27 protein-coding genes are annotated in these 26,817 nt (G+C 63.6%); 6 read left to right on the top strand and 21 right to left on the bottom strand.

All coding sequences use genetic code 11. The features are described 5' to 3' along the window. Positions 1–5: 5 nt before the first annotated feature. The 6 genes from KUF59_RS22570 to KUF59_RS22545 all read right to left on the bottom strand — a co-directional run bounded on the left by KUF59_RS22570 (position 6) and on the right by KUF59_RS22545 (position 6,710). Entirely contained in the window at positions 6–806 is an 801-nt protein-coding gene (locus tag KUF59_RS22570) for an MBL fold metallo-hydrolase (RefSeq protein WP_212461141.1), read from the bottom strand. Next, positions 803–1,585, bottom strand: coding sequence for a TatD family hydrolase (locus tag KUF59_RS22565; RefSeq protein WP_212461140.1), 783 nt, complete (start codon positions 1,583–1,585; stop codon positions 803–805). Before KUF59_RS22565 ends, KUF59_RS22570 begins: the two co-directional genes overlap by 4 nt. Before the next feature lie 2 nt (positions 1,586–1,587). After that, positions 1,588–3,570, bottom strand: coding sequence for a methionine--tRNA ligase (metG, locus tag KUF59_RS22560; protein ID WP_212461139.1), 1,983 nt, complete (start codon positions 3,568–3,570; stop codon positions 1,588–1,590). 145 nt (positions 3,571–3,715) lie between these two features. Beyond that, on the bottom strand, positions 3,716–4,762 hold the full coding sequence (locus KUF59_RS22555) for a DNA polymerase III subunit delta' (RefSeq protein WP_212461138.1): 1,047 nt from the start codon (positions 4,760–4,762) through the stop codon (positions 3,716–3,718). Further along, the gene (gene tmk, locus KUF59_RS22550) at positions 4,759–5,445 is read right to left on the bottom strand and encodes a dTMP kinase (protein ID WP_212461137.1); all 687 of its coding nucleotides are present in this window, start codon (positions 5,443–5,445) and stop codon (positions 4,759–4,761) included. Before tmk ends, KUF59_RS22555 begins: the two co-directional genes overlap by 4 nt. A 2-nt stretch (positions 5,446–5,447) precedes the next feature. Further along, positions 5,448–6,710, bottom strand: a complete 1,263-nt coding sequence (locus tag KUF59_RS22545) for a D-alanyl-D-alanine carboxypeptidase family protein (RefSeq protein WP_212461136.1) — start codon at positions 6,708–6,710, stop codon at positions 5,448–5,450. Positions 6,711–6,864: 154 nt separating this feature from the next. Between KUF59_RS22545 and KUF59_RS22540 the strand changes: the two genes are divergently transcribed. After that, the gene (locus KUF59_RS22540) at positions 6,865–7,821 is read left to right on the top strand and encodes an alpha/beta fold hydrolase (protein WP_212461135.1); all 957 of its coding nucleotides are present in this window, start codon (positions 6,865–6,867) and stop codon (positions 7,819–7,821) included. On the opposite strand, the gene KUF59_RS22535 is transcribed toward KUF59_RS22540, so the two are convergent. Further along, positions 7,815–8,720, bottom strand: coding sequence for a septal ring lytic transglycosylase RlpA family protein (locus KUF59_RS22535; protein ID WP_258767180.1), 906 nt, complete (start codon positions 8,718–8,720; stop codon positions 7,815–7,817). The genes KUF59_RS22540 and KUF59_RS22535 overlap by 7 nt on opposite strands. An 829-nt stretch (positions 8,721–9,549) precedes the next feature. Between KUF59_RS22535 and KUF59_RS22530 the strand changes: the two genes are divergently transcribed. Then, positions 9,550–9,675: a hypothetical protein gene (locus KUF59_RS22530; protein WP_258767178.1), complete on the top strand. Its 126-nt coding sequence runs from the start codon at positions 9,550–9,552 to the stop codon at positions 9,673–9,675. 3 nt (positions 9,676–9,678) lie between these two features. On the opposite strand, the gene KUF59_RS22525 is transcribed toward KUF59_RS22530, so the two are convergent. Continuing rightward, positions 9,679–9,924: a hypothetical protein gene (locus KUF59_RS22525; protein ID WP_258767177.1), complete on the bottom strand. Its 246-nt coding sequence runs from the start codon at positions 9,922–9,924 to the stop codon at positions 9,679–9,681. Positions 9,925–10,138: 214 nt separating this feature from the next. Here KUF59_RS22525 and KUF59_RS22520 point away from each other — a divergent pair, with 214 nt between their 5' ends. Beyond that, positions 10,139–10,720: a TIGR00645 family protein gene (locus KUF59_RS22520; protein ID WP_212461132.1), complete on the top strand. Its 582-nt coding sequence runs from the start codon at positions 10,139–10,141 to the stop codon at positions 10,718–10,720. Between the two features lie 23 nt (positions 10,721–10,743). On the opposite strand, the gene KUF59_RS22515 is transcribed toward KUF59_RS22520, so the two are convergent. The 3 genes from KUF59_RS22515 to KUF59_RS22505 all read right to left on the bottom strand — a co-directional run bounded on the left by KUF59_RS22515 (position 10,744) and on the right by KUF59_RS22505 (position 11,778). Continuing rightward, the gene (locus tag KUF59_RS22515) at positions 10,744–10,944 is read right to left on the bottom strand and encodes a hypothetical protein (RefSeq protein WP_212461131.1); all 201 of its coding nucleotides are present in this window, start codon (positions 10,942–10,944) and stop codon (positions 10,744–10,746) included. A gap of 104 nt (positions 10,945–11,048) precedes the next feature. Continuing rightward, the gene (locus KUF59_RS22510) at positions 11,049–11,483 is read right to left on the bottom strand and encodes a Crp/Fnr family transcriptional regulator (protein ID WP_258767176.1); all 435 of its coding nucleotides are present in this window, start codon (positions 11,481–11,483) and stop codon (positions 11,049–11,051) included. Between the two features lie 4 nt (positions 11,484–11,487). Then, entirely contained in the window at positions 11,488–11,778 is a 291-nt protein-coding gene (locus tag KUF59_RS22505; RefSeq protein ID WP_249140629.1) for a cyclic nucleotide-binding domain-containing protein, read from the bottom strand. A gap of 179 nt (positions 11,779–11,957) precedes the next feature. Between KUF59_RS22505 and KUF59_RS22500 the strand changes: the two genes are divergently transcribed. Beyond that, positions 11,958–12,161, top strand: a complete 204-nt coding sequence (locus KUF59_RS22500) for a hypothetical protein (protein WP_258767175.1) — start codon at positions 11,958–11,960, stop codon at positions 12,159–12,161. An 18-nt stretch (positions 12,162–12,179) separates the two neighbouring features. On the opposite strand, the gene KUF59_RS22495 is transcribed toward KUF59_RS22500, so the two are convergent. Then, positions 12,180–12,497, bottom strand: coding sequence for a DUF1476 domain-containing protein (locus tag KUF59_RS22495; RefSeq protein ID WP_212461129.1), 318 nt, complete (start codon positions 12,495–12,497; stop codon positions 12,180–12,182). Positions 12,498–12,665: 168 nt separating this feature from the next. Between KUF59_RS22495 and KUF59_RS22490 the strand changes: the two genes are divergently transcribed. Beyond that, on the top strand, positions 12,666–12,896 hold the full coding sequence (locus KUF59_RS22490; RefSeq protein ID WP_212461128.1) for a hypothetical protein: 231 nt from the start codon (positions 12,666–12,668) through the stop codon (positions 12,894–12,896). A gap of 757 nt (positions 12,897–13,653) precedes the next feature. On the opposite strand, the gene KUF59_RS22485 is transcribed toward KUF59_RS22490, so the two are convergent. From KUF59_RS22485 to KUF59_RS22470, 4 genes are all read right to left on the bottom strand, one after another. Beyond that, on the bottom strand, positions 13,654–13,884 hold the full coding sequence (locus tag KUF59_RS22485) for a hypothetical protein (protein WP_212461127.1): 231 nt from the start codon (positions 13,882–13,884) through the stop codon (positions 13,654–13,656). A 404-nt stretch (positions 13,885–14,288) separates the two neighbouring features. Further along, positions 14,289–15,251, bottom strand: a complete 963-nt coding sequence (locus tag KUF59_RS22480) for a hypothetical protein (RefSeq protein WP_212461126.1) — start codon at positions 15,249–15,251, stop codon at positions 14,289–14,291. Then, positions 15,248–16,321 carry a polysaccharide deacetylase family protein gene (locus KUF59_RS22475; protein ID WP_258767174.1) on the bottom strand — a complete coding sequence of 358 codons (1,074 nt, stop codon included), beginning with the start codon at positions 16,319–16,321 and terminating at the stop codon, positions 15,248–15,250. Before KUF59_RS22475 ends, KUF59_RS22480 begins: the two co-directional genes overlap by 4 nt. After that, positions 16,318–18,240, bottom strand: coding sequence for a glycosyltransferase family 4 protein (locus tag KUF59_RS22470; RefSeq protein WP_212461124.1), 1,923 nt, complete (start codon positions 18,238–18,240; stop codon positions 16,318–16,320). Before KUF59_RS22470 ends, KUF59_RS22475 begins: the two co-directional genes overlap by 4 nt. Positions 18,241–18,566: 326 nt before the next feature. On the opposite strand from KUF59_RS22470, the gene KUF59_RS22465 reads away from it, so the two are divergent. Then, positions 18,567–19,700: a DegT/DnrJ/EryC1/StrS family aminotransferase gene (locus KUF59_RS22465; RefSeq protein WP_212461123.1), complete on the top strand. Its 1,134-nt coding sequence runs from the start codon at positions 18,567–18,569 to the stop codon at positions 19,698–19,700. Positions 19,701–20,067: 367 nt separating this feature from the next. On the opposite strand, the gene KUF59_RS22460 is transcribed toward KUF59_RS22465, so the two are convergent. From KUF59_RS22460 to KUF59_RS22440, 5 genes are all read right to left on the bottom strand, one after another. After that, on the bottom strand, positions 20,068–22,041 hold the full coding sequence (locus KUF59_RS22460; protein WP_249140628.1) for an ABC transporter ATP-binding protein/permease: 1,974 nt from the start codon (positions 22,039–22,041) through the stop codon (positions 20,068–20,070). After that, a complete protein-coding gene (locus KUF59_RS22455) occupies positions 22,038–23,774 on the bottom strand; it encodes a peptidoglycan-binding protein (RefSeq protein ID WP_212461122.1) in 1,737 nt (578 codons plus the stop codon). The genes KUF59_RS22460 and KUF59_RS22455 overlap by 4 nt, the downstream gene beginning before the upstream one ends. A 145-nt stretch (positions 23,775–23,919) precedes the next feature. Continuing rightward, positions 23,920–24,798, bottom strand: coding sequence for a hypothetical protein (locus tag KUF59_RS22450; protein ID WP_212461121.1), 879 nt, complete (start codon positions 24,796–24,798; stop codon positions 23,920–23,922). A gap of 95 nt (positions 24,799–24,893) precedes the next feature. Continuing rightward, complete coding sequence (locus tag KUF59_RS22445; protein ID WP_258767173.1) at positions 24,894–26,096, bottom strand: PepSY domain-containing protein; 1,203 nt, start codon at positions 26,094–26,096, stop codon at positions 24,894–24,896. Continuing rightward, positions 26,093–26,791 (bottom strand): hypothetical protein, encoded by a 699-nt coding sequence (locus KUF59_RS22440; protein ID WP_212461120.1) that lies wholly within the window; start codon positions 26,789–26,791, stop codon positions 26,093–26,095. Before KUF59_RS22440 ends, KUF59_RS22445 begins: the two co-directional genes overlap by 4 nt. Positions 26,792–26,817: the final 26 nt, after the last annotated feature.

The following is a 26,817-nucleotide window of genomic DNA, read 5'->3' as shown; positions in this document are numbered from 1 at the left end:
CGCGATCAGGCTGAGACGTCAATCCGCATGTCGTCATAGGCCGGTACGACGCCCGCAGGCAGGCTTTGCCGCAGCACTTCATAGTCGACGTCGGCGGTCATATTGGTGATGACGGCCCGCTTGGGCTTGAAGCGCTCGATCCAGGACAGCGCGTCATTGATGCTGAAATGGCTGGGGTGGCCGGTGTAACGCAGGCCGTCCACGATCCAGACGTCGAGGCCTTCCAGCGCCCCCCAGCTTTCGCGCGGGATGTCGTTGAGATCTGGCGTGTACGCGGCGTTTCCGATCCGGTAGCCGAGCGCGGGGATATTGCCGTGCTGCACCAGGAAGGCTGTCATCGTCACTTCCCCGCCCTTGCCCCTGATCGCCTGGCTGTGGCCGGCCTCGATCGAATGCCGGTCGAGGATCGGCGGATAGTCGCTGCCTTCCGGCGAGATGAAGCAATAGGAGAACCGCGCCATGATATCCTTCGCGGTCGACTGGTTGAAATAGGTCGGAATGCGCCGGCGCATGTGCAGCACGACGGAGCGCAGATCGTCCATGCCGTGGGTCTGGTCGGCATGCTCGTGGGTCAAGAACACCGCGTCGATGTGATCGACATTGGTGGAGATCAACTGCTCGCGCAAGTCCGGCGAGGTGTCGATCACGATGCGCGTGGTGCCGTGATTGGAGGTCTGTTCGACCAGTAGCGAGCAGCGACGGCGGCGGTTCTTGGGATTGTTGGGGTCGCAGGCGCCCCAGCCGAGCGCCGGGCGCGGCACGCCGGCGGAGGAGCCGCAGCCCAGGATCGTCAATGTCAGCGTCATGCGGAAGCTCCCACCTTGGAGAACAGGCGGAAGAAGTTCTCGGTCGTCTGGCGCGAGACCTCCTCGAGCGACACGCCCCGCGTTTCCGCCAACACCTTGGCGACCTCAACCACATAGGCGGGCTCGTTGCGCTTGCCGCGGAATTTGCCCGGCGCAAGGTAAGGCGAGTCCGTCTCCACCAGAATGCGATCGGCCGGCAGCTCGGCCGCAAGCGTGCGCAGAGTCTCCGACTTCTTGAAGGTCAAGATGCCCGTGAAGCCGATGTAAAGACCCAGCGAAATCGCCTTCATCGCCAGCTCGCGCCCGCCCGTGTAACAATGCAGCACGGCGCGAAACGATCCGTTGGCCGCCTCTTCCTCGAGAATGCGCGCGCAGTCCTCGTCCGCATCGCGCGTATGGATCACGAGCGGCAAGCCTGTCGCGCGTGCGGCCGCGATATGCGCGCGAAAGCCCCTCGCCTGTGCCTCCGGTGAGCCGTTGTCGTAGAAATAATCGAGGCCGGCTTCGCCGAGCGCGACGACCTTGGGATGATTCGTCAGCGCAATCAGCTCATCCGGCGAAATGCCGTCTTCCTCGTCGGCATTGTGCGGATGGGTGCCGACGGAGCAATAGACGTTATCGTAACGGGCGGCGATGGCGAGAAGCTGGTCGAGCTTGCGCACTCGCGTCGAGATCGTGACCATGCGGCCGACCCCGGCCGCGGCCGCGCGCGACACGATCCCGTCGAGATCATCCGAAAAGTCCGGAAAATCCAGATGGCAGTGGCTGTCGACCAACATCGTCAGGACGCCTCAGGCGCCGGCTCGATATAGCGCGGGAACGCCGGTGTCGGCGCAGGTAAGGTGGTGCCGGGCGCAATCCGCTTCGCACCACCGAGCATCGCAAAGTCGCGCTCGCCTTCGGGGACGCCGAGGCTGTCGAGCAGCTTGCTCGATGCCGCGGGCATCGCGGGCTGGGCCAGGATCGCGATCTGGCGCACGACTTCGGCGGTGACGTAGAGCACCGTCTTCTGCCTGACGGGATCGGTCTTGGCGAGCGCCCAGGGCGCCTCACCGGCAAAATAGCGGTTGGCCTCGGCGACGATGGCCCAGACCGCGTTCAGCCATTGATGGATCTGCTGGGTCGCCATGGCCTCGCGCGCAAGTCCGACCATACCGTCGGCCTGGGCCAGAATCGCCTTGTCGTTGTCGCTGTAGTCGCCGGGCTCGGGCAACACGCCGCTGAGCTGCTTTGCGATCATCGACAGCGAACGTTGCGCGAGATTGCCGAGGTCGTTGGCGAGGTCGGCGTTGATGCGCGCGACGATGGCCTCATGGTTGTAATTGCCGTCCTGCCCGAACGGCACCTCGCGCAGGAAGAAATAGCGCATCTGGTCGACGCCGTACTGGTCGGCGAGATTGAAGGGGTCGACGACATTGCCGACCGACTTCGACATCTTCTCGCCCCTGTTGAACAGGAAGCCGTGCGCATAGACCCGCTTCGGCAACGGAATGCCGGCGGACATCAGGAACGCCGGCCAGTACACCGCGTGGAAGCGGATGATGTCCTTGCCGATGATATGTACGTCGGCCGGCCAGTAGCGCCAATTGCCGTTGCCCTCGTCGGGGAAGCCGACGCCGGTGATATAGTTGGTGAGTGCGTCGACCCAGACATACATCACGTGCTCTTCGTCACCGGGCACCTTGACGCCCCAGTCGAAGGTGGTGCGCGATATCGAGAGGTCACGCAGGCCGCCCTTGACGAAGCTCACCACCTCGTTCTTGCGCGAGTCCGGGCCGATGAAATCGGGATGCTCCGCGTACAGCTTGAGCAGCCTGTCGGCATACGCCGACAGGCGGAAGAAATAGCTCTTCTCCTCGACCCACTCGACCGGCGTGCCCTGCGGTCCGAGCCGCACACCGTCGTCGTTGAGACGCGTTTCGTCCTCGGCGTAATAGGCTTCGTCGCGCACCGAGTACCAGCCGGCATAGGTGTCGCTGTAGATGTCACCATTCGCCTCCATGCGCCGCCAGATTTCCTGGCTGGAGCGATGGTGTTGCTCTTCGGTGGTGCGGATGAAGCGGTCGAACGACACGTTGAGCCGCTCGTCCATCTCCTTGAAACGACCGGCATTGCGGGCAGCGAGCGCCGAGGCCGTCAACCCTTCATTCTGAGCGGTCTGGACCATCTTAAGGCCGTGCTCATCGGTGCCGGTGAGGAAAAACACGTCCTTGCCGTCGAGCCGCGCAAAACGCGCCAGTACGTCGGTTGCGATCGCTTCATAGGCGTGACCGATATGCGGATGGCCGTTGGGATAGGCGATCGCGGTCGTGATGTAGAACGCATTGCCGCGCGCGGGCGCCGCCTTGGGAGCCACGGCTTGCGGAGCGGCGGCCACCTTCTTCACGGGCGAGCGGGGCGCCTTCGGCTTCGCAGGTGCTGGAACAGCGACCGGAGCCGGCGTCGGTGCGACCATGGGCGCGCTCACCCTCGGCTTCTTGGCAACCACCTTGGCGGGCCGCTTAGCCTTCTTGGCCGTTTTCTCGCTCGCAGCTTTTTTCTTGGCTGCTTTCTTGGCTACGACCTGCTTCTTCGCTGTCGTCTTGCTGGCCTTGCGCCCCTTCTTGGTGACACGCGCCTTGGTCTTCTTCGCCTTCTTGGCGGCGGACTTTTTGGTTTTTTTCGCAGCCGTGCGCGCGCGGGCCTTCGCAGCCTTCTTGGTCGTCTTCTTGGCTGACGCCTTGCCGCTCTTGCGTTTGACAGTTTTCTTAGCTCGCGTGGCCACCACGAATTCCTTCACAGTTCGAAAATTTGGAAACCAAAGCGCCTAGAGCTTTTTCCGTTCCGCTAGAATCGGAACGGAAGCTCTAGATTCTTGTTTTGACGCGTTTTCTTGACGCGAACCGGTGTCCACTTCGCTGGAAAACGCTCTAGCGCGTTGCGTCCGCAAGCCAGCCGAACACCGAAAAAACCAGCGGCTTCCGCTCCAGATTGTAGGTTTCGGTGTCGCGCGCGGCGCGGACTATCTTTTCCCATACCTCCGCCAGCCGTGCAAGGCGCGGCAGGTTCTGGTTGGCACTCGCTTCGTCGGCATGCAGGCGCTCGGCGATCCAGCGATCGATGCCGTCGATGAAGGCCGCGAGCGCCACCCGGTCGCTGATCGGCAGCGAATCCCCGAGCGTATGCAACTCGCGCGGATCGACCTGCGGCAGCATTGCGAGCATCGCCGCCGTGCGCTGCTGAAGTTTCAGCGCTTCGCCGCCGAGCAGCGTCAGCGCGCGCGCCACGCTGCCCTCGGCCGAGGAGGCCACCTCGCGCAACGCCGGATCGCCGGCGTCGAGATCGCCCGCGCTGGCGGCAGCCCGGATCACGTCGTCGGTCGACAGCGGCCGCAGCCGCAGCTTGCGGCAGCGCGACTGGATCGTGGCCAGCACGCGGGCCGGCGCGTGGCTGACCAGCAGGAACAGCGATCGCTGCGGCGGCTCCTCCAGAATCTTCAAAAGCGCGTTCGCCGCATTCGGATTGAGTTCGTCGACGGTATCGACGATGCAGACGCGCCAGCCTTCGGCTGCCGCCGTCGAGCCGAAGAATGAAATGGTCTCCCGCGTCTCGTCGACGGTGATCACCGTGCGCATAACGCCGCGGTCGTTGGCCGTGCGCTCCAGCGTCAGCAGCCCGCCATGCGAGCTGGCGGCGATCTGGCGCGCGACGGCGTCGTTGGGATCGACGTCCAGGCTTTCGGCGCGTTGCACCGATGGCGCGTGCGGCTCGCCGTGGACGAGCACGAAGCGCGCCATCCGGTAGGCCAGCGTCGCCTTGCCGATGCCTAGCGGTCCACCGATCAGCCAGGCATGCGGAATACGTCCGCTGCGGTAGGCCTCGAGCAGCACCGACTCGGCCTCGCGATGACCAAACAGACGGCTGGTCTCGCGCGGATGTGGAACGACGGCCTCGCTTTCGCTCTTGCGTGGGCTCATGCGGGCGCTGCCGAATTTGTTCTGGCGAGGACGCGATCGCGCAGCGCGGTCCAGACGCGGCCTGCGACCGTATCGGGGTCGGCATTGGCATCAATCAGCACGCAACGTTCGGGATCGTCCGCCGCGATCTTGCGATAGGCCTCGCGCAGATTGCGGTGGAACTGCAAATTCTCGCCCTCGAACCGGTCAGGCGTCGCACCGCCGCGGCGCGTGGCGGCGCGCTGCAGGCCGATCTCGACCGGCAGGTCCAGGATGATGGTGAGGTCCGGCTTGAGATCGCCGATCGTCACCCGCTGCATGGCGTTGATGATCCCGGCCGGCACGCTGCCGAGGCTGCCCTGATAGGCGCGCGTGGAATCGGAGAAGCGGTCGCACAGCACCCAGGTACCCTGGTTGAGCGCAGGCTGGATCACGGTGCGGACATGGTCGTCGCGCGCAGCCGCAAACAGCAGCGTCTCGGCGTCGGGCCCGAGCAGCTTGCCCATGCCCGACAGCACGAGGTGCCGCATGATTTCGGCGCCCGGTGAGCCGCCCGGCTCGCGCGTCACGATGGTCCGGAGCTTGGTCGCATTGAGCCGGTCGGCGAGCTTTTTGATCTGGGTCGATTTGCCCGACCCCTCGCCGCCTTCAAAGGTGATGAATCGTCCGCGCCCGGACGGCGGCTTCACGGCAATCTCACTCATGGTCAGAGCTTCTCGGCGCCCGCGCGGAACATGCCGATCACGAGCTCGCTCGCCCCGTCGATCGCCCGGCGCACGGTCGAGCCGGTGCCGACGGCTTCAGCGGCATACACCGGCGTCTCCACCGCGATACTGCCGCTGCGCCAGACCCGCACCACGCCCACCTTTTGCCCCGCCTCGATCGGCGCCCGCACCGGCCCGCTATAGACGATGCGTGCAATGAGCTTGTCGCTGCCGTTCTTGTGCACCATGACCTTGACCGGCGTCTTGGCCACGAGCTTCACGGAACGGCTCTCGCCGCCGAACACCTTTGCGTAGCCGACCTGCTGCTCGGCCGCGATCAAGGTGCGCGTCTCGAAATTGCGAAAACCCCATTCCAGCATCTTCTTGGCCTCGGTGGCGCGATCCTCTGCGTCCTCCATGCCGTTGATGACGACGATGAGCCGCGTGCCGTTCTGCACGGCCGAGCCGGCCATGCCGTAGCCACCTTCCTTGGTGTAGCCGGTCTTCAGGCCATCGGCGCCTTCGAGCGCGTTGAGCAGCGGATTGCGGTTCGGCTGCCGGATCTTGTTCCAGGTGAATTCCTTCTCCCCGAACAGTTTGTAGAAGTCCGGATAGGACAGGATGATGTGACGCGCGAGCATGCCAATCTCGCGCACCGTCATCTTGTTGGCGGGATCGGGCAGCCCGTTCGAATTGCCAAAGGTCGACTTCGCAAGCCCAAGCTCGCGGGCGCGCTTGGTCATGAAATCGGTGGCAAAAATGCGCTCATTGCCGGCCAATCCCTCGGCAAGCGCGATACAGGCGTCATTGCCGCTCTGGATGATCGCGCCATGCAGGAGATCGTCGACCGACACCTTGCTGTTGATGGCGGCAAACATGGTCGAGCCGCCGGAGGGCGCGCCACCACGACGCCAGGCGTTCTCGCTGATCCGGTATTCGTCTGTGAGCTTGATGTCGCCTTTCTTGATGGCGTTGAAGACGACTTCGGCGGTCATCATCTTCATCATGCTGGAGGGTGCGCGCAGCTCGTCGGCGTTCTTCTCGAACAGCACGCTGCCGCTCGTGGCCTCGATCAGGATCGCGTTCGGGGCGTCGCCGTCGAAACCGGCGTCTTCCTTCTTGACTGCCCCCTGCACGCTCTGATTGGCGGCGTACAGCATCCCGCCCCAGCCGAGGCTCGCGGTGACGGCGGCTGCGACGAGCCCGCGCGCGAGCCACCGGGCGGCCTGTCCCGGTCGGCGGATTTGAAGAGCGCGAAATGCCATGGCGAAGCCCTGAGAGCGGCGTTCTAACAGTTGGAACCGGGGCAAACAACACGCGGAGCCGCGTCATCACCCGGAGATTGCGCGGCCCGGTCGAGGTCCCTATCGTGACACGTCACGAAATCAGACCAAACCCCTGAAACAAGGCGGAAAAGCGATGTCCTCCTCGCGCATGATCACGGCCAACGGGATCGATTTCTTCGTCCGGGAGGAAGGCCAGGGGCCACTTGTCGTTCTCTGCCATGGCTGGCCGGAACTGTCCTACTCCTGGCGCCACCAGATTCCCGCGATCGCGGCGGCAGGCTTCCACGTCGTCGCGCCCGACATGCGGGGCTTCGGCCAGAGCGCGTCGCCATCGGACGTTTCGGCCTATTCCATCTTCGACACCGTCGGCGACGTCGTCGGCCTGGTGCAGGCGCTCGGCGAGACCAAGGCCATGGTCGTCGGCCACGACTGGGGCGCGCCGGTTGCCTGGCACGCCGCCCTGTTCCGCCCCGACATCTTCACGGCCGTGGCGGGCTTGAGCGTGCCGCCGCCGCTGCGCGGACGCGGCAGACCGCTCGACCTCCTGCGCCAGAACGGCATCACCAATTTCTACTGGCAGTATTTTCAGACGCCGGGCGTGGCCGAGGCCGAGCTCGAGCGCGACGTCGCCCGTACCATGCGTACCGTGCTCGGCGGGCGCGGCCTTGCCGATCCTGATGGCGCCATGTTCGTGCAAGAGGGAAAGGGATTCCTCGGCCACGCGACCAACACCGAGCCGCTTCCGGCCTGGCTATCCGAGTCGGACCTTGCCTACTTCACCGAGATCTATCGCAAGTCCGGCTTCCGCGGCGGCCTGAACTGGTACCGCAATCTCGATCGCAACTGGGAGCTGACCGCACCCTGGCAGGACGCGCAGATCCATCAGCCGTCGCTGTTCATCGCGGGGTCGAAGGATGCCGTGGTCACGGGCCTGATCGGATCGAAGCTCGTCAACAAGCTCGAGCTCGTGCTGCCGAATCTCACGCGCAAACTGATCATCGAGGGCGCCGGCCATTGGGTGCAGCAGGAGCAACCCGACGAGGTCAACAGCGCGCTGGTGAAGTTCCTAAAGGAGGCGTCGGGTCAGTAGAGCCCGCGGCCGCTCAGGATGCCGGCGGCCTCCGCCGCGCCGCTGGAGACATAGGCGGATGCGGGACCGGTTTCGGCGGTGTAGCGGCCGTCCTGATCATAGGACACCGCGCGCGCATTCTGGAGCGCCCGTCCCCGGCTGCGGCTCGAGGCCGACATTTCCGAGGTCGCGTTGATCGAGGCGACGTCGGCCGAGGTGTTGCCGAGGTTGTAGGGACGGCCCTCCGGCATCGGAACCTCGCCTCGGATCGCCCCGCGCGAGGAGGCCAGCTCCGGAACGAACGGTTTTGCCGAAGCAACGCGGACCATGGAGGGTGTCGGTGCCGGAACGCCGGTGCGCAGGGTCGCCATCAACTGGCGGTCGTCGGAGCCCTCCAGCGGTGCGCGGCCGACATATTCGACCCGGACCTTCGCGACGCCATTGCCTTTGAATTCAAGGAGTTCAGCCGCCTTGTTCGAGACGTCGATGAGGCGGTTGGCGTGGTAGGGGCCGCGGTCATTGACGCGGACGACCAGCGACTTGCCGTTCGAGAGGTTGGTGACCCGGGCGTAGGACGGCATCGGCAGGGTCGGATGCGCCGCGGTCAGCGACGTCATATCGAAGACTTCGCCATTGGCGGTCAGGCGGCCATGGAAGTCGTCGCCATACCAGGAGGCCATGCCCTCGGCACGGTAGTTAGAGTCTTCCTCCGGAACATAGGTCTTGCCGGCCACCACATAGGGCTTGCCGACGCGATAGGTGCCGCCGCCCTTCGGCACGGGGTCGCCCCAGGCAACCACCCGGGGGCTCGACGAGACGCCATATTTCGGATCGACGCGGCTTGCGAACTTGCCGGACGACGCGCAATTGGCGAGCGCGAGACAGGTTGCGGCCGCCGCAACGCCACGCGCGGCCCGCATTACCGAATCTGACCGTCGGATCCCCATTCGCCCCAAATACCATTCCACCGGACGCGTGCCCAATTAAGGCCTTCTGCCGGTTATCGCCCGAAGCGGCCCACCACCGCTCGGAATGGCGACGATATCGCAACCCGAACACGGCGGAAATGGGGAGCGCGGCGCGATCGCGCCAAGATGGTAAACCAGTCCTTCGCAGCCTCCCCGCTGATCTACGGAGGAGCCGGCCGTTGCCGCCGCAATTGTTGTCCCGGTCTCGCACAAGCTGTTGCGCCAAAACATCACTCCACCCCGATTGTCAGGGAAGCCACTGGAATCCTTTTGACTGTGCAAGGTTGTCCGCGTTTTCTCGCCCGTGCAGGGGCGCAACGTGGTTTGCGAAAGTATTGGGATGATCGAGACGGTTTCAGCACTGATGGGCCTGGTAAGCGCGGGGATCTTCCTGGCTCATGCCTTTGAAGGATACCGCACGAGAGCCTGAAGCCCTCGCGCGGGACGACACGCATCACCTCTTTCAATTGAGCAAGTTCGGAAAACTTTAATCAATCCGATCGAGCATTGAAGACGAGAGCGACAGGTGTCCTATGCGCAATCATGACCTGGTGTCCGACAGCTTTCTGGCATTGACCGCAAGCGGCCTGGTGCTGCTTTGCTCCAGCCTGGTGGTCCTGGCGTTCGCCTGAATGCCCGCTTTCAAGGTCTTGGATTCGGCTGTTGCGTTGCAGCGAGAATAACTGGGCGGTATCCGCCCTTCTCCCGTTTAGTTGATTGAATGTCCCGCTCTCGTGCCTCGACTTATTCGAAGAGGCATTCACCGACGAGGGTGACGCAGATGTTGGCCGAAAAATTCTTCCTGGTCCTGGAATCGCTGATCAAGGGCCGCACCTATCCCGACGGAAGTCCGCGAGTGGTCTCGACCTCGCCGCACGTGCCGGTGAAGCTGCCGACCGCGAAATAGCGCTCAGCGCACGCCCAGCAGCGAGCGGCGGAAGCCGCTGCTTTTGGCTTCGTTCAGACAAACGAAGCTGCCGTCGAATCCTTGGGCGTAGAGCTTCTGGCCTTTCCGGTAATAGACGCCCTTCCTGAAATCCAGCCACACCACCTTGTCGCCCGGACAATAGCGCTGCGCCTGTTCCTCGTAGCGAAACGGCGTCAGCGGCAGCGCGGCAAGGTCTGCGACGCCAAGGCCGAGCAGCAGGGCCATCATCGTGCCCGCGAGCCAAAAGATCCGCATCTCGCCCCAATCCTTGCCTGCCTCCGACAGAGGCTCCGCCCGCCAAGATGGCACTATGCCGCGCCATCGGCCGCGACGCCAAGGCGCGGCAATAAGGCGAGGCATGTCTTTCGTCAGCCATGTTGTCGGGCTAGATGGGAACCAGGTCAAACCCAAGAGTCACACCCAAGAGTGGAAAATCGCCCGCATGTCGGCTGAGCCCGAAACGACGCCCCCGTCCCGCTTTCTTCCCTCCCGGCGCCTGCGCGCGCTGCCGATGATCATCTTCGGCTCGCGCTGGCTCCAGCTTCCGCTCTATCTCGGCCTGATTGTCGCGCAATGCGTCTACATCGCGCTGTTCGTCAAGGAACTCTGGCACCTCTCCTGGCACGCGCTCGATTTCAGCGAGCAGCAGATCATGATGAGCGTACTGGCGCTCATCGACGTCGTGATGATCTCCAACCTGCTCGTGATGGTGATCGTCGGCGGCTACGAGACCTTCGTCTCCCGCCTCGACCTGCAGGGCCATCCCGACGAGCCGGAATGGCTCGGCCACGTCAATGCGAGCGTGCTCAAGATCAAGCTCGCGATGGCGATCATCGGCATCTCCTCGATCGCGCTGCTGCGCACCTTCATCGAGGCCGGCAATCTCGGCTCGGGCCGCGCCGGCTACACCGAACAGGGCGTGATGTGGCAGGTGATCATCCACATCACCTTCATCGTTTCGGCGATCGGCATCGCCTATGTCGACCGGCTGAGCGACCGCGAAACGCGCCACCACGCAGAATAGCGAGAGGTCCGGCAGCCGACGGGTCATTTCGGCGATTGCAGGCCCGCAGACGTCAGCCAGAGATTGATGCGAGCCGCGGTTTCGGTTTGCTTGGCCTTCTTCAGGAGGGCATCGCGCTCGCGGCCGATCGGCAGCTTGCGGGCGGCTTCGCGAGCCTCATCGGCCGCGCGTTGCAGGCGTTCGTCGAACGACAGGCTCTGTTTCTTGCGACTTCTCTTGGCCATCTCGACGCCTCCCGGTTTGAGGTGTCGATGGTGGCGTGGAACCGGCGCTTCCGTCCTTAACTAATGTGAACTTGCAGTCGATCCCGTGCGGGATCGCGTTCGGCTCAGAGATCGGGCGACTGGTGCAGGTAACGATCGTCGAAATCGGCCAATTCCAGGAGTTTGGTGTCGTCAAGAATCGTCACCCGCCCGCGGTTGATGTCGACGATGCTTTCGGCGCGGAGCTGCTTGATGACGCGGTTGGCGTGGATCGGGGTAATGCCGAGTGCATCGCCGATTTGCTCCTGCGTCAGCGGCATCTCAAAGCTTTGGCCATCGGTCAGGCCAATGATCTTGAGCCGCTGACGCAGCTCAGCCATGACATGCGCAAGCCGGCTCGGCGCCGGCCGCTGGCCGAGGTTCACGATCCACTCGCGGAACATGGCGGCATCGATCAGCGAGTCCCGCCAGAACAGCTCGCCGATTTTGGGGTGCCTGCGATTCAGGCTGTGCAAAGCGGTGTGGCTGATGAAGCCCAGAACACACTCGGTCAACGTCACGAGATCATTCCATGACGTGAAGATGCAGACTCTGCAGGTCAGGGATTTCCCCAGGTATATGGATGGACAGGATCTGCCGCTGTCCGCTCGCCGTCGTCTTCGATCGCACACCGAAACCGCTCGCAATCAAGCAGCAGTCGCTCGGACGGTCGCCGTCGCGCACGATCGAGTGATCGGGAGGAAATCTCCTGACCGTGATGGGCAGGTCGCTAATCGCTGCGAGTTCCTCTTCGGTCAACCCGGAGATCGCGCTCATCCGCCGAACCAGCGTTTCCGATATCGCTACCAGGTCCAAGCAGCCCTCTCCTGTCGATTTTGCTGCCGGGAGTCGAACCTCTGCGTTCGGCGCCTGTTCCAGGAGTGCGCAACTTCCTCAGTTCGCCGCATGGTTTTCGCGCTGACGGAACGAAGCGATCAGCGCGGCATTCACCGGGCACGGAAGGTCTCGCCTGCCCCCATGCAAGGGAGAGCCAGATGACCCGATTTCACGAGAAGGTCGAAGGACGCACCAAGCGGATCATCGGAAACATGGTGGGCGACGCCGAATTGGTCGCCGAGGGACAGGCGCTGCAGCGCGCCGTCGAGCGTGATGACCACCGCGAGGACGAAGCCGGGCTGCAGGCCCCGCACGATCCGCCAAAGGGAAGTCCACGCGGCAATCCAAGCCGCGATCACTGACGGACCGGCCAAAAGCCCCTACCCGTTCGCCTCGAGCTGCTGCAGCGCCTGGTGCTGAAACTCCTGCAGCTTCCGCGCGACCTCTTCGGCGGGCACGTCCTTGCCGGCGAGGTCGGCGGCCACCTTGCGGACGATGTCGTCGCTGGTCTGGCTCTCCAGATTGGTCGTCACCAGCTCCGTCGCGTAGTTCGCTGCCGCGCCTCCGCCGAGCCCGAGCTGGGCCGCCGCCCACATCCCGAGCAGCTTGGTCGACCGCGCCATGACCTTGAACATCAGCTCTTCGTCATGGGCGAATTTAGCTTCAAACCCCTGCTCGCGCTTGTCGAATGTCGTCATTGGTCGAGCTCCATTCCGAAGAGACGATGCTGCCAGACGCGCCGAAATCCTAACCGGAGCCGCCCTGTCGCGAAAGGCCCGCTTGCTCCGGGACGTCGGCTCGGACCGCAGTTTACCATTCGTTAAGAAGAATCGCGCCTGCTTTGTGCATCCTCGGGGAGAGCGCGCATGGACAGAGAGTTGAGGGAGTTCCGCCGACTTGAACGTGTGTGCCTGGAACAGGCGGTGCTCGAAACCTTCGACCTTGCCCGGATCGGGCTGTTGAAGGTCGCCAATGATTGCCGCATGGCGGCCGAAGCGCTCGAGGCCCGATCGGCTGCGCAGCCCGGTGCGCTTGCCGCTCTCGTGCAGGCGCTGAGGCCCTCATGGGGCGGCGGCAGGGCTGTGAGCCGGCCCTAGGGGACCGCGCCGAACCAAACGTCGAAAACAACCCCATGCAAAGTAGCCGTGACGGTCGGCGCGGCGCCTTAGGATTTTACGAATCGCGCTTGACGCGTCGGGCAAATCGCCGTTCGCCCGCGCCCAACTTGCGATCGAAGCAAACCTTCCAGAGCATCGTCGTTTTCTGCAGGATCAATTCGGACATGAGCGGCGCCAGCTTCAGCTCGCCGTGTTCGAAAGCGCGATCGGTCGCCCGGAAGTTGAGGCCTGTCGAAACGACCGCGAGCAAAGCGAGGAATAGTCGCGGCTCGAAAAGGAACGCGCGACAGACAAGCATGTTGTCCGAGCGCTTCGGGACTTATCTCCAAAATGCGGGACCGAAGCACGACTGTTGGAGCCGGACGGCCCCAGCGAATCCCACCGCTGGGGCCGTCTTCGGCGCTGTCCATGGTCGGGTCCTGATCAAGTCTAGCCTGCAATCTCTCAGACCTTCGTTCTCGCTCGACTCAAAAAAAAGGCGGTCCCAGCCGGGCGCCGGGACCGCAAGTGCAGACACTCTGGAGCCAAGCCCCAGATTGGCGGAACGGCAGTCGCTCCCCCTCGTTCCCGGTCGTGTGCCAAATGAGCTCGCCAGAGCGCCGGGAGTATTCGTTCCAGTGTTCGGCCCCGCCCCGCCTAAGCGCAAGAACGCGGCTGGTCTGAAGCGCACGAGGGCGGCACTTTTGTGCGACTGCTGACAGGTGCCGAGGCCAGGAGCCGCTCCAACGCCGGGCCTCTAGCGTTGCAGCAGCGACAGGAGCCGCTGTCGGTCTTGCTGACGCTGCCGCTGGCTCTCGCGCATGATTTCCAGCTCGGCGATTTCCAGTTCGACTTGGGCGCGGCTGGCATCTTGATGTTGCCGTTTCAGGTCAACGATCAGCGCCTCCTGCTCGGCCAGCCGCCGCTCAGCATCGACGACATCGCGCTCCAGCTGTCTCAACTCATCAAAGAGTGCGTCGTTAAACATGGCCAACCGCCCATCACATCCCGCACGATGGCGGAAGGAAACGGCCCCAGCACACCCCTATGCCGGGGCCGTCAGTTTGCCTGGCGTATTTGGGTAAACCAAGCCGGGTCAGCCTAGATCAGGTGCTCAGTACGTTAAGTTCACTATTGAACACGCAGGGCGCGCAATGCTGGTCGATTTTTTTTGATTGGATTGACATTTGTTAAGACCGACGCCGGCTGGCCTCGGTAGCCTTCAAACGCCGGGCAGAACGTTTCATTTCCGATCGATTGTTGAACCCGGGGCTGGTCGCAGCTTTAGGGTTGGCTGCGGTCTTATTTCAACACGCAATTAGATCAGCGCTTCCAAGACTGAGGCCGCCTTCCAGGCGGCCTCTTTGCATCAAGAACAAGGTCCGAAACGTCCTACATCCGGTCTCCGTTCTCGACGTGAAGGACCCTCAACATCGCAAGACAAGCGCTCGCGGCAGCGTCCTCGTCCGCAGGAGCGGTCAAGGCGGCCGACAGGGCCAAAGGGTTCGCGATGGTCACGGTCATGAAGCCGGGCTTCGTCACCAGACCGGCCGCAACAGCTTCGGATACGACGACTTCGTTCGAAGCATAGGCAAGAAGCCCGCACTTCTGCGAGGTCGCCAGCTGGGCCGCCTCCGCGAAGTGCTGCCGCCATGGGTGCGCAGCACGATCGGCCGGCAGAGCCGCAAGCAGGTTCATCGCCTGCGGCAAGCGCTCGAAGATGAAGTAGCCATCCGTTGCATCGACGAACACCTGAACCGGATGGTGCCGCTCGAGAAACTGGTCGACGAACTCGTCGATGTCGGAATAGACGAATTTCAGGCCCCCTTCCGCGCGCTTGTTGGCGCGACGGAACAGCTCTTCGACGAGCGCGCTCGTCAGCAGGCAAGGCTTCAATCCGCTCGACCTCTCCCCATGCGACCGCCCCGACATCGAGACGTAGGCCGTCGTGGCGGCCATCGCGCCCGCGCGCAGGAGCTGATGACCGCTCGACTTGTTCTGCGGCATGAACCCCAGCGCGACGGCACCGCCGCGTTCAGCGATCCGACGCGTGGCTTCCGCCATCACGTGCATGTAGGCGCCGCGGGCGGACTTGATCGGAAACGACCACGCCGCCGTGAAAATGCCGGCCAGCATTGTCCGGCCGCTGGACGTCATCAGCCGCCGATAGGAAATGCCCGTCCCGGCGATCGCAGTCCCGTTCAGTTCGGCGACGACGACATCGGCCGGGAGCGGCGAGGACGTTCTTGCGAAGCACCAGCGCAGGCGACCCGCCTCGCCCCAGTTGCCGAACGACCGGTTCAACGCGGACAGATGTTCGGCTTCAAAGCCGGCCGGGTTGATGCTGATCTTCACGGATCATTCGCCTCGCGGGCCGGGACCTCAGCCTCTTGCGCGGCAACGCAGCGCGCCGCGATCTCGCCCATGCTGGTCCACCACAGATCGGCCCCGACGGTCTCCAGGTAATCGAACAAGACGTGCAGATGATCGCAATATTCCTCGTCGAGCCCGTCGAGTGCAACGTGGCTTCCGGCCTTCTTGATGACATGGGCCTTGATCGCGAGCAGGCCGCCATTGTCCACGATGGCCTTGGCCCGGTCGATCGTCGAGGTCGCCTGGTAGTTCGTCGTGAAGTTCAAGAGGCCGCCGTACACCCATTGCGGCTCGATCAACGACGTGCCGGTGAGGCCGCTCATGTTGCTGATCGCTCCCCGATGCACGGGACTCACGAGATCGCGCGAGGAGCCGACGAAGGTCAGTCCCGCCTCCCGCATGGCCGTCGCAAGCTCGGGGCCGACATGCCAACCCGGCGGCGACATTCCCGGCACGAACGGCAGACCCGCGCCGTGAAAGATCTCGAAAATTTGTGCCAGACTGCGGCGACAATCCGCTTCACTCGCATCGAGATATTCGAGGTGGGTCGGATGGCGCCGCCGATTGTCAGTCAATCCGTGCAGGCCGATCTCGACCCCTGACAGGCCCTTCAGGAATTCGACGAAACGCGGAAATCTGTCGATGCGCATTGTGCCCGCGGGCAGCGTATTCCATTCGCACCACAGGCGCCGCAGTCCCGGAACATTCATGATGCGAGGCCGCGATACCGAGGGCAGCTTTGCGCGCCAATCTGCCGTCACGAACAGCGTGGCGCGGAGCCTGGAATGGGTGGCAAGCAGGCGAAGCAGAAAGCGAAGCTGACCATGCCCGAGATCGCCGCCTGCTTCGTAGCTGTCGCGAGACGTGCCCGGATGGACATCGTCGATCGTGAACACGACGGCTGCCTTCTTGCCCGGCGGGAGCCAACCCCGGGGAATGCCCGCCAGTTCCGGCGCAGCGGCCCGCGCAGACGGAACGCCGTGTTGCGCACCGGGCTTGAAAGCTGGCTGCGTCGCCGGACGCAGGAGATGTCTCACCGGGCCGAGCATCATTTGACCTCGTCGCGAACAGCCGGTTCGACCGCGGGCGCATATGACGCTGTCTCCAGGAGAGGTTTTGGCAGCAACCTCCGCTTCAATCCGGCGAGGCGCCGCAGCACGCCCCAACCGGGAGCGCGGCTGCCGAGCCACGACGCGAGCTGGTGCCGGTACATGCGCGTATACATCGGCGCCTCGAGCCGCCAGCGCGTCAACCGAAAGCAGGCGGTGATCAGGCGTCCTCGGATCGGGGCGACGACGGCCAGGATCGCGGCAACGAGGCGCTGCCTGTACATGCGGACATACATCGGCCATTCGAGGCGCCAGCGCGCCAGGTACAGACGTGCCGTGACGCGGCGATTCGCCAGCCGGATGCGCAGCGGCATGAATTTCGCCAACCGAACGCGCAGCGGCACGAATAATGGCGGTCCGGCTAACGGGCGCCAGTTGGTCTTGAGACCGAGGGACATGTCAAGCGCCTGCTGCAGCCGATTGCGATGGCTCGGCCAGTGCGACGGCAAATAGAAGTCCCGGTAGGCGACGCGCCCCACGAACCAGGCGAGAACGGGAATGCCGACAAGGCAACGCCCCACGCTCACGAGCGGATTATAGAAACGACGGCGCGTGGCCGATCGCTCGGAGCGATACAGCTGATCGAGATCCTTGCAGGTGCGCGCAAGGCTGAACCGCTCCTGCATGAGACGGTGTCCGTTTGCGGCCAATGCGCGGGCGCGGACCCGATCGGCGAGCATGACCTTGATGCCGCGCGCGAGATCGGCCGGATCGGATGGCCGCACCTGAATGCCGGTCTCTCCGTCGATCACACAATCGACCATGCCGCACACCGAAGTCGCAACCGTGGGGCACGTGACCATCAGCGACTCGATGACGCCTCCAATGTTTTCGTAGAGGGATGCCTGCACCGCCACGTCAGCGCCGCGCAGGATGCCGGCCGTGTCACGACGGAAGCCGGCAAACACGATCTTCTCGGAAAGACCGAGTTCGTCGACCAGTTGCCGCATCTCCTGCATGTAGGCGGTGCCGCCCTCGCCCCAGCCGTTCCCGACCAGAACGACCCTGGTATCGGGGAATTCCGCAAGGATGCGCGGCGTGGCGGCAATGAGGTCGTCGAATCCCTTCGGGCTCTTGCCGCGGATGACCGCGGGCACCCAATCGTTGTCGGAGAGCCTCGCATAGAAATAGGCGACCTTCACAACGACGTTCGTCGATGATGGCCAGCCATATTCGGCGCGCAGATCGACCGGCCGCGTCCGCTCCGGATCATACTGGTCATTGTCCGCACCGTAGTAGATCAGCGCGCGACGCCGAGAAGCGACGCCGAGACGGGCAAAGATATCTTCGGTGTACTGGCAGGATGCGATGAGGCGAGTATCCATCCACCAGGCCAGTCGATCCATCCACAGCGTCCGCGGCACCTCCAGGTGAAAGGGTGAGGCGTACATCGCGAGCCGCACCGGGACATCGGCAAACCAGGCGGCGAACCGTGTCGCGATCATCGCGAAAAACAGGTGCGATTGCACGACGTCGAACCGCTCGCGCCTCAGCCAGCGTGCAAGCCGCCAGACCGTCAAGGGCAGCCGTAGCACGGAGGCGACGCTGTCATATACGCCGAAGCCTTCCTCGACGTGGATCCGAATGCCGGCATCCCTGAGCATCTCGATCAAGGACCCTTGCGGCCCGCTGACGACCGCTGTGACATCATGCCCATAGCGGTCACGCAACCAGGTGAGTTGCTCGACCGCCCAGCGCGCGCCGTTGGTGGAGGAGACGAGATGGCAGACTTTGAGCCCACCACGACCGGGCATTGTCTCGAATTCGCGCCTTAGAGGCTCGGCCGCCGCCGACGGTAATATCTTGTCGTTCTGGGCCGAAAGCGGATCGATTTCGCTGGATTTGTCAGAATTGGCGATCATGCGACCCGTTCATACACGATTTTGCCGATTGAAAGTCTCTGATGAGCTTTCGGCGTGCTCCTTTCATCAGCAGGCGTTGATTTCCTTCGCCGATGGAGCGGGCTTCGCTTGGATTCCCGCCCCCTCGTCCTTGCCGACGCAGAGGTTGATGCCACTATCCAAGCGGCCTTGGGGGCCCTATAGCGTTCATCGACTCTCCGACTGCCGCGGATCATGGCGGGTTCCGTTCGAGAGCATGGAGCGCTCTGCCGTTGACCGGTAATGAGACGATTGAGGGCGGCCGGCGCCGGAACGATGGTGGCCGGCACGCCGGCGCGGAGGCTGCGATGAGCGAGTTTCACATCCCGATGTCGCAGCCGGATATCACCGAGCGCGACATCGAGGCCGTGACACGCGTTCTGCGCAGCGGACGGCTGAGCATCGGCCCCTGTATCGATGAGTTCGAGGAAGCCGTACGCAATTATGTCGGCACGCGCTATGCGATCGCGGTCGCCAGCGGGACGGCCGGCCTGCATCTGTGCATGCGCGCGGCAAAGGCGGAGGACGGTGCGGAAGTCATCACCTCGCCCTACAGCTTCATCGCATCGGCCAATTGTATCCTTTATGAGCGGGGGCGCCCCGTCTTCGTCGACATCGACGAGGATAGTTTCAACATCGATCCCGACGCGGTCGAGGCCGCGCTGACCGATCGCACGACTGCTCTGTTGCCGGTTCACGTTTTCGGCCGGTCGGCGCGGATGGACAGGATTTGCCGGACGGCCGATCGGCGTGGACTGACCGTGGTCGAAGACGCCTGCGAGGCGATCGGCGCCGAATTCGCGGGACGGAAGGTCGGCACATTCGGGAAGGCGGCCGTCTTCGCCTTCTACCCGAACAAGCAGATGACGACAGGCGAAGGCGGCATCATCGTCACCGACGATCCGAATTGGGATCGCGAGTTGCGCGCTTTGCGCAACCATGGACGCGCGGGCAACGAATGGCTTGAGCATCATCATCTCGGCTTCAACTACCGCCTCAACGAAATGAGCGCGGCGCTCGGCCTTTCGCAGATCTCGCGAATCGAGGATCTGCTGGCCCGGCGCGCCCGGGTTGCCGAGACGTACGGCGAACGCCTGGCGCACATCGCCGGCGTCAGAGTGCTCACTCCGACCGCCGGCGCCACACGAATGAGCTGGTTCGTCTACATCGTGCGGCTGGAGTCCGGGATGTCCCGGGACAATATCGCGGCGCGGATGGGCGAGATGGGCATCCCGACCCGACACTATTTCCCGCCAATCCACCTTCAGCCGTTCTTCGTCGAACGTTACGGCTACAAGCGCGGCCAGTTTCCCGTCACCGAACGCGTTTCTGCCAGCACGTTGGCCCTCCCCTTCCACACCAACATGCCCGAGCAGGCCGTCGACCGCGTCTGCCGCGCGCTCCAGACGGCGATCGATGAAGAGACCCGTCTCTCCGCATAGAACTGTCTTACCGTGCTATTTTCCCCTCCGATAACGGGGAACAATGTCCTGGCGGAAGGGGTGTCCGGTCAACTCTCTTGATGTTCTTGGGGTTTTCGTTTTCTCCCGCCAAAAAACCTACGGTCTGAGCTACTACTCCGCGATACAGCGCCATCTGCGGCTCCCACGTCCATGTGGCCACTGCTCTTCATGCCGCCCTTTGTCGGCGTGATGTCGTCGGTCGGATCAATCGCTAACTTTCCCTCCGAGATGGCGAACCGGGTGCAATCCGCGCACCTCCATCAATGACTTCTCCTGCGCGTTCGGCGTCTTCGAGCGGGCTGCAAACTCGGACCGGGCCGCGCCAAACTCCTCCTGGATGTCTGAACTAGACCCGGAGCGCTTCGGCCGGCTCCAGCGCAGCCGCGCGCGAGGCGGGATATACTCCGGACAGAAGACCGATCACGCCGCCGACAACAGGCGCCAGCAAAGGAGCGAGCGGATCGAGCACCGGTGTCCAGACCTGGTACGCTGAGACGCCAACGACGATCATAACGCCGATGCTGGATCCAAGCAGTCCTCCCACAATCCCCATGGACGCGCTCTCAACAAGGAACTGTGCCGCGATATGCCGGCGCGTCGCACCAATGGCGCGGCGCAATCCGATCTCCGCCGTCCGCTCCATCACGCCCACCAGTGTAATATTGGCAATCCCGAGCGCGCCCACCACGAGCGAGAGGCCACCCAAAAGCAGGAACATGACATTGAGGTCGGTTTGCACGTCATCGCGCACGCGTCGCGGCTCCTGAGGCAATTGCACGCGAAGGGCGCGCGGATCATCCGGCCGCAGCGCCGGCCGCGCCTGAAGTGCGATCAGGGACGCTGCACCAATCTTCGTCTCTACGACAACGAGGCCGGGCCCGAAGAGGCTGAAATACCGTCGCGCAGTGCCCTCGGGAATGATGACCGAGCCGAGCAGTTCGGGCTTTCTCACCACATCGCGGAGGACACCTATCACGAGGTAGAGTTCATCGCCGACATAGATCGCGGGCAGCCGCTCGACCCCACCGATGCCCAGGCGGCGCGCGGCATCGGGGCCGAGGACCGCGACGCGGTCGGCGCGGACAGAATGCCCATCGTCCAGAAACCGTCCCGAGGCGAGCTCGCCGCGCACGGCGCGAAGCAGATCGGGCGAGGCCGCCCGCACCGCCAGCCTGATTGCCGTCTGATTGACCGGATCGATCACGGGCGAGGCGCTGACGAGCATGTCGTGGACATTGACGTCGCTCAGCAGACCTGCGGCCACCACACCGTTCAGCCGGGCGAGTCGCTCCGGCGCGTCCCACGGAATGGCACGCGGATCAATCGTGCCGGTGGCGCCGCCTGGCCGTGCCGAAATGAAGAGTTCGGTGGCGGCGAGTTGATCGAACTGGCTGATGATGCGGTTGCCTGCGGTTCGCGTGAGGCCGACGGTCGCGACGAGCGCCGACATGCCGATCACGATGCCAAGCACAGTTAGGGCCATGCGGGCCGGCCGCGCGATCGCACCAGCGATTGCTTCCGCGATGAGGTCCCGCGTCGTGATTCCCGACGCCGCAATGCGCGGCTTGGATGGAGATGATGTTGACGGCTCGCCTCCACCAAGGAGTTGACCGTCCTTCATGTTGACTCGCCGCGAGCTGCGGCGCGCCACGTTTTCGTCGTGCGTGACGACGACGATCGTCATTCCTTCCTTGTTCAACTCGGTCAGGAAGTCGAGGATCGATTCGGTGTTCTTGGAATCTAGATTGCCGGTCGGCTCGTCACACAGCAGCAAACTCGGCGAGCCCATCAGGGCCCGGGCGATCGCTACCCGTTGCCGTTCGCCGCCCGACAATTTGGAAGGCAGGAAATCCGCCCGATGAGCGAGGCCGACGCGGCGAATTTCCGCCATCGCCCGCTCGCGCCGCCCTTGTCCGGCGTGCCGGCGGTAGACTTCCGCCAGCATGACGTTCTCGAGGACGGTCCGATACGGCAGGAGATGAAACGACTGGAAGATGAACCCTATGCGCCGGCTGCGCAGTCCGGCCCGCTTGTTCTCGCTCAGCTTCGTCGTCTCGATACCGTCAAGAAGGAACTCTCCGCTGGTTGGCCGGTCGAGGCAGCCCAGCATATTCAACAGTGTCGATTTCCCCGAGCCTGACGGGCCGGTAATCGACAGCCACTCTCCGCGCCGCACCACGAGATCGACATCGACCAACGCGTTGACGATCGGATCGGTCCCGAATTGCTTGCACACCTTACGCAGGTCGAGCACATGATCGGGATCGGTGGAAACCGTTTCGATCGGCGAGGCTCGGCGTATGGTTGCGGTGAACGTCATTTCATCGTCGTTGGCTCCGCCGTCTTGTAGCCCACCACCACCATCTGACCTGGGGCGAGCCGCCCATCGGGCGCGTTGACCTCGACATAACCACCCGTGGAAAGTCCTGGTTGCACAGTGACGTATTCCTGGTGGCCGCCGCGATCAATCAGCACGCGCGATGTTCCGTCGGCGGCAAGCGACACCGCACTCGTCGGCACCGCGATGACCGCGCCCTTGGTGGTTTCGATCGGAATTGAGAGGCGAACGGAGAAACCCGCCAAGGCTACCGGCGTGCTCTCCACCTTGACCCCGAGATAGAAGTGGTAGCCATCCACGCCGCGCGTGCCGGGCGTATTCGCCACCGTGTCAACGACACCGTTCGCCTTGATGCCAAGCGCCTGCTCGTCAACGGCGACCTTCATTCCGGGCTTCACCAGTGGTGCGGCTTCGATGGGCAGTTGCGAGTCGATGCTGAGTTCGTTGTCCGTCACACTCATCACCGGCCCGGACGCGTTGCCGGCAACGGAGGCGGTCACCTCGTGGACGCGGATCGGCAGCGACGGAATGAACACCACCTCGTCCGCCGGCACCTGGACGCCGAGCTTCGCCCGCGCCGCCGCGAGCTCGCGGTCCAGCCGCTCGTATCGCTCGGCTGCGACCTTGACGTCAAATTCGGCCAGCGTTTGCTGCTCTTGCGCCGCTCGCACGCTGCGCTCGCCTTCGAGGCGCGCCGCCTGCACGGCGCCCTCGGCGGCCTTAATCCGTTCGTCGGCCAGACTGGCTTCGCGCGTCGCACTGTCGATCGCAAGCTCTGCCTCCAGCCGCGCCTTGCGCTGCGCGCTGCGCGCCACTCTCAACTTGGCCTCGGCGGCTGCCTTGGTCATCTCGGTCTGGCGCGGATCAAGAACGACCAGAGCGCGGTCGGCCATCTGCGTCTTGACATCGGCGTCGGCCATGGCGGCGGAATATGTGCCCTTGGCACGCTCAGTTTCCACCAGGAGGGACTTGCCGGTTCGTGCGTCCGCCAGCTTCCGGCCGGTCCCAAAGCGCGCCGCGCTGTCGATCGTGGCCTGGCGAATGTTCTGATCCGCAATCGCGCGCGCAGCGGCGACCGCTTTGACGGCCGTGTCGCGCGCGCTCTCGGCAGCAAGCCGGCTTCGCGAGGCATCCGACCAGTCTCGCTCAAGCGCGGCCACGGCGGCGCGCTGATCGCGCGTTGGTCCGAACGCGTCCCACCCTGCCCTTTGATACATGCGCTCAACCGCAAGGGACGTCTTTTGATCGTAATTGCCGTCAACTGGTCCCGGATCGAAGCCGAGTCGGGCCAACGCCTCCTCGAACTGCTGCACGTCGCCCCCGCTCGTTCCCGGCGACATGTCGCGGAAGGCCGGAGCCGCGCCACGCAGGACGAAGACTGGACGGCCAGACGCGGACATGATCACGTCGCCTTCCTTGAACTGCGTGTTTGGCCGCGGCAGCGACGAGATCAATCCCGCACCACCCTTGACGGTGGAAGGCGCGATCGAAATCGGCTGCGGAAGCCCGAAGCGGACCGTACCCCGGGTGACAACGTCTGAACTCAGCAAACGCGACTCCACGGGCACGAGGATCGCGGAGGGCTCGGGCGGCGCGGTGCGAGCCGCAACCTCTGCCGGCGACTGGATCCTGGAACCCATGTACCAGGCACCAAGTGCCATGCCGCCAACAAGGCCCAGGATGCCCCAGAGAACATTCACCCGGCTCGCGACCATGCCCAATCCTCCCCGACACTGGCATCGCACGAACCATGCTCGCTAGAGCACTGCGTCGTCCCCCGCCGCGATGACCGACCACGACGGGAGATTACCTGCAGCCGCCAGTCCGGGAAAGACCAGCAAATTGATGTAGCAATCGATCTCATTGCACCTTCCGGGAAAACATCTCCTCCTGGATTCGTTCCTCGATCGGCTTCAACACCTCCTCCGACATCTTGAAGCTCTTGACCGCCACCCCGCGTTCGAAATCCTGCAGTTTTCGCAGAGCGGTCTTCTGGTCCGTCGACATCTTGGCAACCAACAGCTTGCCACCCTCGGTCAGAGCGTTCAGTCGGTTCCGCAGGTCGGGTTCGATCTCGTCCGGGTGACCATACTCGTATCCGGCCTTCTTCATCTCGCGCTGCCAAAACGAAAGCGCGGCCTTCATGCGCGGGTCCTTGTTGATCAGCGCGTCCTGCGGATTGTAATGGCTGGCCTTGAGCTGGTCGGGCTTGAACATCTCTGCCACCGCCTTGCGCGTGCAGCCACCGGTGCGCGACAGATCTTCGTTCTCCAGCGCGACCGCGAAGGTGGAGTTCAAATCCTCCTCACCCAGCAGCGCGCGGTTGTAGGCGACCTGATCGGCCGGGGAAAGCGAGCGGAAAATCTGTACATTGCGCTCGCCGAGGCCGACGCGGGCGGGACTATAGCCGGTCGATAGCTGAGGCGGCAGACCCGTATAGAAGGTCGATATGCCAAAACCATAGCGGTTTACAAACTCCTCCTCGCTGAGGCCTGGCAGAATCTTGTCCGCCGACATACCCGCCCGCACGGTGTTGTGGTCGGCCGCCACGTACTGGAAGCCTTGCTCGGTCATGCAGCGTGCGATCAGTTGCTCGGTCTTTTCGATTGCCTGAACGAGCTCGCGTGGCGACATGCCGAATTCCTCGGTGCCAAGGCCCTTTGGCGCCTGCGTCTGCGCGGCGGCCGTGGATAGCGTAAGGAGGACGGCGAGCGGGCTTGCGAAAATGATCTCCTTCATGGTGCTCTCCAACAGAGTAGGTACCGGACTCGCATGCCGTTCAGTCGGCACGACCGATCTTGTGCTGTCACCATCGGCGCGGACTTGTCTCCATGTCATTCCGTTCCAAGGATCTTTCCCGTCTCAGTGTCGACGAGGACGTCTACCTCGCTGCTGCCCGTCTGGATCTCAACCACATAGACGTTCTTGCCCTTCTTCCTCTCGATTGTGACGTCGGTGACTTTTCCGGACACGCGCTGCAGCGCAATCTTCTTGGCCTCTTCGGCCGTAATCTTCGTCGCCGCGGCTGCCTTCTGCTTCCCGGGCCTGTCGCGCAGCTTGCCGATACTTGAGACGTTGGAGGCCTGATTGCTCGAGGGAAGCGCGTTGGAAATGACAAGCTTGCCGTCGGAAGTGTCGCTCACGATGCCGACCTCCGGGCACCAGACCTTGTCGCTGATGTCCTTCAGGTCGATCAGGCCCTGCTCGCGAACCCGAACGCAGCCTTTGAACGTCCCTGCAGGGACAGTGATTTGAAGGCCGTCTTCCATGTTCTCGGCGCCGCCATAGGCCGTGCTCCGACTGCCGGCGAAGATGTAGCGCTCGCCGACCTTGAAGGTGCCGGGCATCAACAAACCCGGTTCAGCGACGCCGTCGCCGTCGGGGTCGCCGGCACGCCATGTGCCCGTGAAGCTCGGTTTGCCGTCCGTGATTTTCCAACTCACTTCGCCGAACGAATGAACATTGTTGGTGGCCTTGTCGAGGGCGAGCCAATTGAGCGTGCGCTGGGTGAGGACGCCGTCGAGATATTCCTCATCCTGCACGACTGACGTCTTGAACTTGCCAATGCCACGAATGTCAAAATCCTCCGTGGTGTTCAGGACCACGGTCTCCTTGCGATACTTGCCGTCCGGGTGATCGGGCCGCTCGAGCGCATGCTTGTGGCCCGGCGTAATCGGGTAATACAGCGGATTGACCCCGTGCGGGACAATCTGCTCGGCTTTCAGGCTCCAATCCTTCAGCGAAGAGAAGTCGCTGCCCTTGGTCCAGCGCGGCGCATCCTTGATCTCGGCCGCATGCCCGGCGCCGCCTGGCACAAATCCGACCGCCGACAGCACGACGGCTGTGGCGAGCGCGGCACGCAAACGGACGAATAGGCAAGACCACCGGTCCACTGGCTTCATCTTTATGTCCACCATCACGATGCCCTCAGGTACGGGCGGCAGGTCCGGCCGCCGCCCGGGGTTGCGGAAGCTGGCCTCAAGATATCGCCGGTTCGTCTCGGGCCGATCTGATGATGACGAGTCGAATGCAATCATCGCCCCCTCGCCGTAGTGAAGTCGGTTTCGATGAAGGAGCGATTGCCGTCTTTCGCGACCGTACCGATCGCGAGTGTGTACGCTTGGCCCGCACGCAAGAATCCCTTGGGTACCGTGAAGGTTCTTGTCGACGCCGGCACCAGTGCCCGAATTTCATAGGGCGAGCCGGGTTGCTCAATAACGATGACGCAGGACTCGATCCCCTTCGGCACGGACCAGCGCAAGGTCAGGTCGCCGGCGGGAATGTCCTTTTGGCCAGCCTTTGGAAATTCGAACGCGGCCGGCTCGGGAAAAGTGTGGCTCAGCTGTGCCTCACCGCGCAGACGCGCGCCCTTGCTCGTGTTTCCCTCGAAACGGTACGCGCCCGCCGGGAAGTCGGCCTTGACGATGCGGTCATCAGCCGGTTCCGGCGACTCGATCGTCAGCTTGCGAATTCCCAGTTTCGAGTCGGGAGTCCTGACGTCGACGACCTTTCGCTCGCCGGGCCCTGAAACCGTCAGCGCGGTGAACCCGTCACTTGCGCCTGTCACCTCGAACTTCATCTCCGCGTCTTTGTCTTGAATGTTGCGTTCGAGATAGACGGAGAGCTGTTCGAACTTGCCATTCTCGGCCGCGAGCGTCTTCATCGGGAAGGCGATGACCGACAGCGCCGCGGCGGCGGCGAACCAGCCATTGTGGCAGTGCTTGGTGATCACGTCGCCCTCCCTGATGCACTCCTACG

Origin of the sequence: Bradyrhizobium arachidis (assembly GCF_024758505.1) — a bacterium.
GTDB classification, from domain to species: Bacteria; Pseudomonadota; Alphaproteobacteria; order Rhizobiales; family Xanthobacteraceae; genus Bradyrhizobium; species Bradyrhizobium manausense_C.
This window is presented reverse-complemented; position numbering and strand designations above follow the sequence as displayed.

What these genes read in the sequence shown, in the direction of transcription:
- KUF59_RS22485 (WP_212461127.1), bottom strand. Translation starts at nt 13,884, where the DNA reads ATGTTTAACGACGCACTCTTTGATGAGTTGAGACAGCTGGAGCGCGAT.
- KUF59_RS22540 (WP_212461135.1), top strand. Translation starts at nt 6,865, where the DNA reads ATGTCCTCCTCGCGCATGATCACGGCCAACGGGATCGATTTCTTCGTC.
- KUF59_RS22495 (WP_212461129.1), bottom strand. Translation starts at nt 12,497, where the DNA reads ATGACGACATTCGACAAGCGCGAGCAGGGGTTTGAAGCTAAATTCGCC.
- KUF59_RS22515 (WP_212461131.1), bottom strand. Translation starts at nt 10,944, where the DNA reads ATGGCCAAGAGAAGTCGCAAGAAACAGAGCCTGTCGTTCGACGAACGC.
- KUF59_RS22565 (WP_212461140.1), bottom strand. Translation starts at nt 1,585, where the DNA reads ATGTTGGTCGACAGCCACTGCCATCTGGATTTTCCGGACTTTTCGGAT.
- KUF59_RS22450 (WP_212461121.1), bottom strand. Translation starts at nt 24,798, where the DNA reads ATGAAGGAGATCATTTTCGCAAGCCCGCTCGCCGTCCTCCTTACGCTA.
- KUF59_RS22555 (WP_212461138.1), bottom strand. Translation starts at nt 4,762, where the DNA reads ATGAGCCCACGCAAGAGCGAAAGCGAGGCCGTCGTTCCACATCCGCGC.
- KUF59_RS22490 (WP_212461128.1), top strand. Translation starts at nt 12,666, where the DNA reads ATGGACAGAGAGTTGAGGGAGTTCCGCCGACTTGAACGTGTGTGCCTG.
- tmk (WP_212461137.1), bottom strand. Translation starts at nt 5,445, where the DNA reads ATGAGTGAGATTGCCGTGAAGCCGCCGTCCGGGCGCGGACGATTCATC.
- KUF59_RS22530 (WP_258767178.1), top strand. Translation starts at nt 9,550, where the DNA reads ATGTTGGCCGAAAAATTCTTCCTGGTCCTGGAATCGCTGATCAAGGGC.
- KUF59_RS22465 (WP_212461123.1), top strand. Translation starts at nt 18,567, where the DNA reads ATGAGCGAGTTTCACATCCCGATGTCGCAGCCGGATATCACCGAGCGC.
- KUF59_RS22445 (WP_258767173.1), bottom strand. Translation starts at nt 26,096, where the DNA reads ATGATTGCATTCGACTCGTCATCATCAGATCGGCCCGAGACGAACCGG.
- KUF59_RS22475 (WP_258767174.1), bottom strand. Translation starts at nt 16,321, where the DNA reads ATGATGCTCGGCCCGGTGAGACATCTCCTGCGTCCGGCGACGCAGCCA.
- KUF59_RS22570 (WP_212461141.1), bottom strand. Translation starts at nt 806, where the DNA reads ATGACGCTGACATTGACGATCCTGGGCTGCGGCTCCTCCGCCGGCGTG.
- KUF59_RS22535 (WP_258767180.1), bottom strand. Translation starts at nt 8,720, where the DNA reads ATGCGGGCCGCGCGTGGCGTTGCGGCGGCCGCAACCTGTCTCGCGCTC.
- KUF59_RS22520 (WP_212461132.1), top strand. Translation starts at nt 10,139, where the DNA reads ATGTCGGCTGAGCCCGAAACGACGCCCCCGTCCCGCTTTCTTCCCTCC.
- KUF59_RS22545 (WP_212461136.1), bottom strand. Translation starts at nt 6,710, where the DNA reads ATGGCATTTCGCGCTCTTCAAATCCGCCGACCGGGACAGGCCGCCCGG.
- KUF59_RS22500 (WP_258767175.1), top strand. Translation starts at nt 11,958, where the DNA reads ATGACCCGATTTCACGAGAAGGTCGAAGGACGCACCAAGCGGATCATC.
- KUF59_RS22525 (WP_258767177.1), bottom strand. Translation starts at nt 9,924, where the DNA reads ATGATGGCCCTGCTGCTCGGCCTTGGCGTCGCAGACCTTGCCGCGCTG.
- KUF59_RS22460 (WP_249140628.1), bottom strand. Translation starts at nt 22,041, where the DNA reads ATGACGTTCACCGCAACCATACGCCGAGCCTCGCCGATCGAAACGGTT.
- KUF59_RS22455 (WP_212461122.1), bottom strand. Translation starts at nt 23,774, where the DNA reads ATGGTCGCGAGCCGGGTGAATGTTCTCTGGGGCATCCTGGGCCTTGTT.
- KUF59_RS22470 (WP_212461124.1), bottom strand. Translation starts at nt 18,240, where the DNA reads ATGATCGCCAATTCTGACAAATCCAGCGAAATCGATCCGCTTTCGGCC.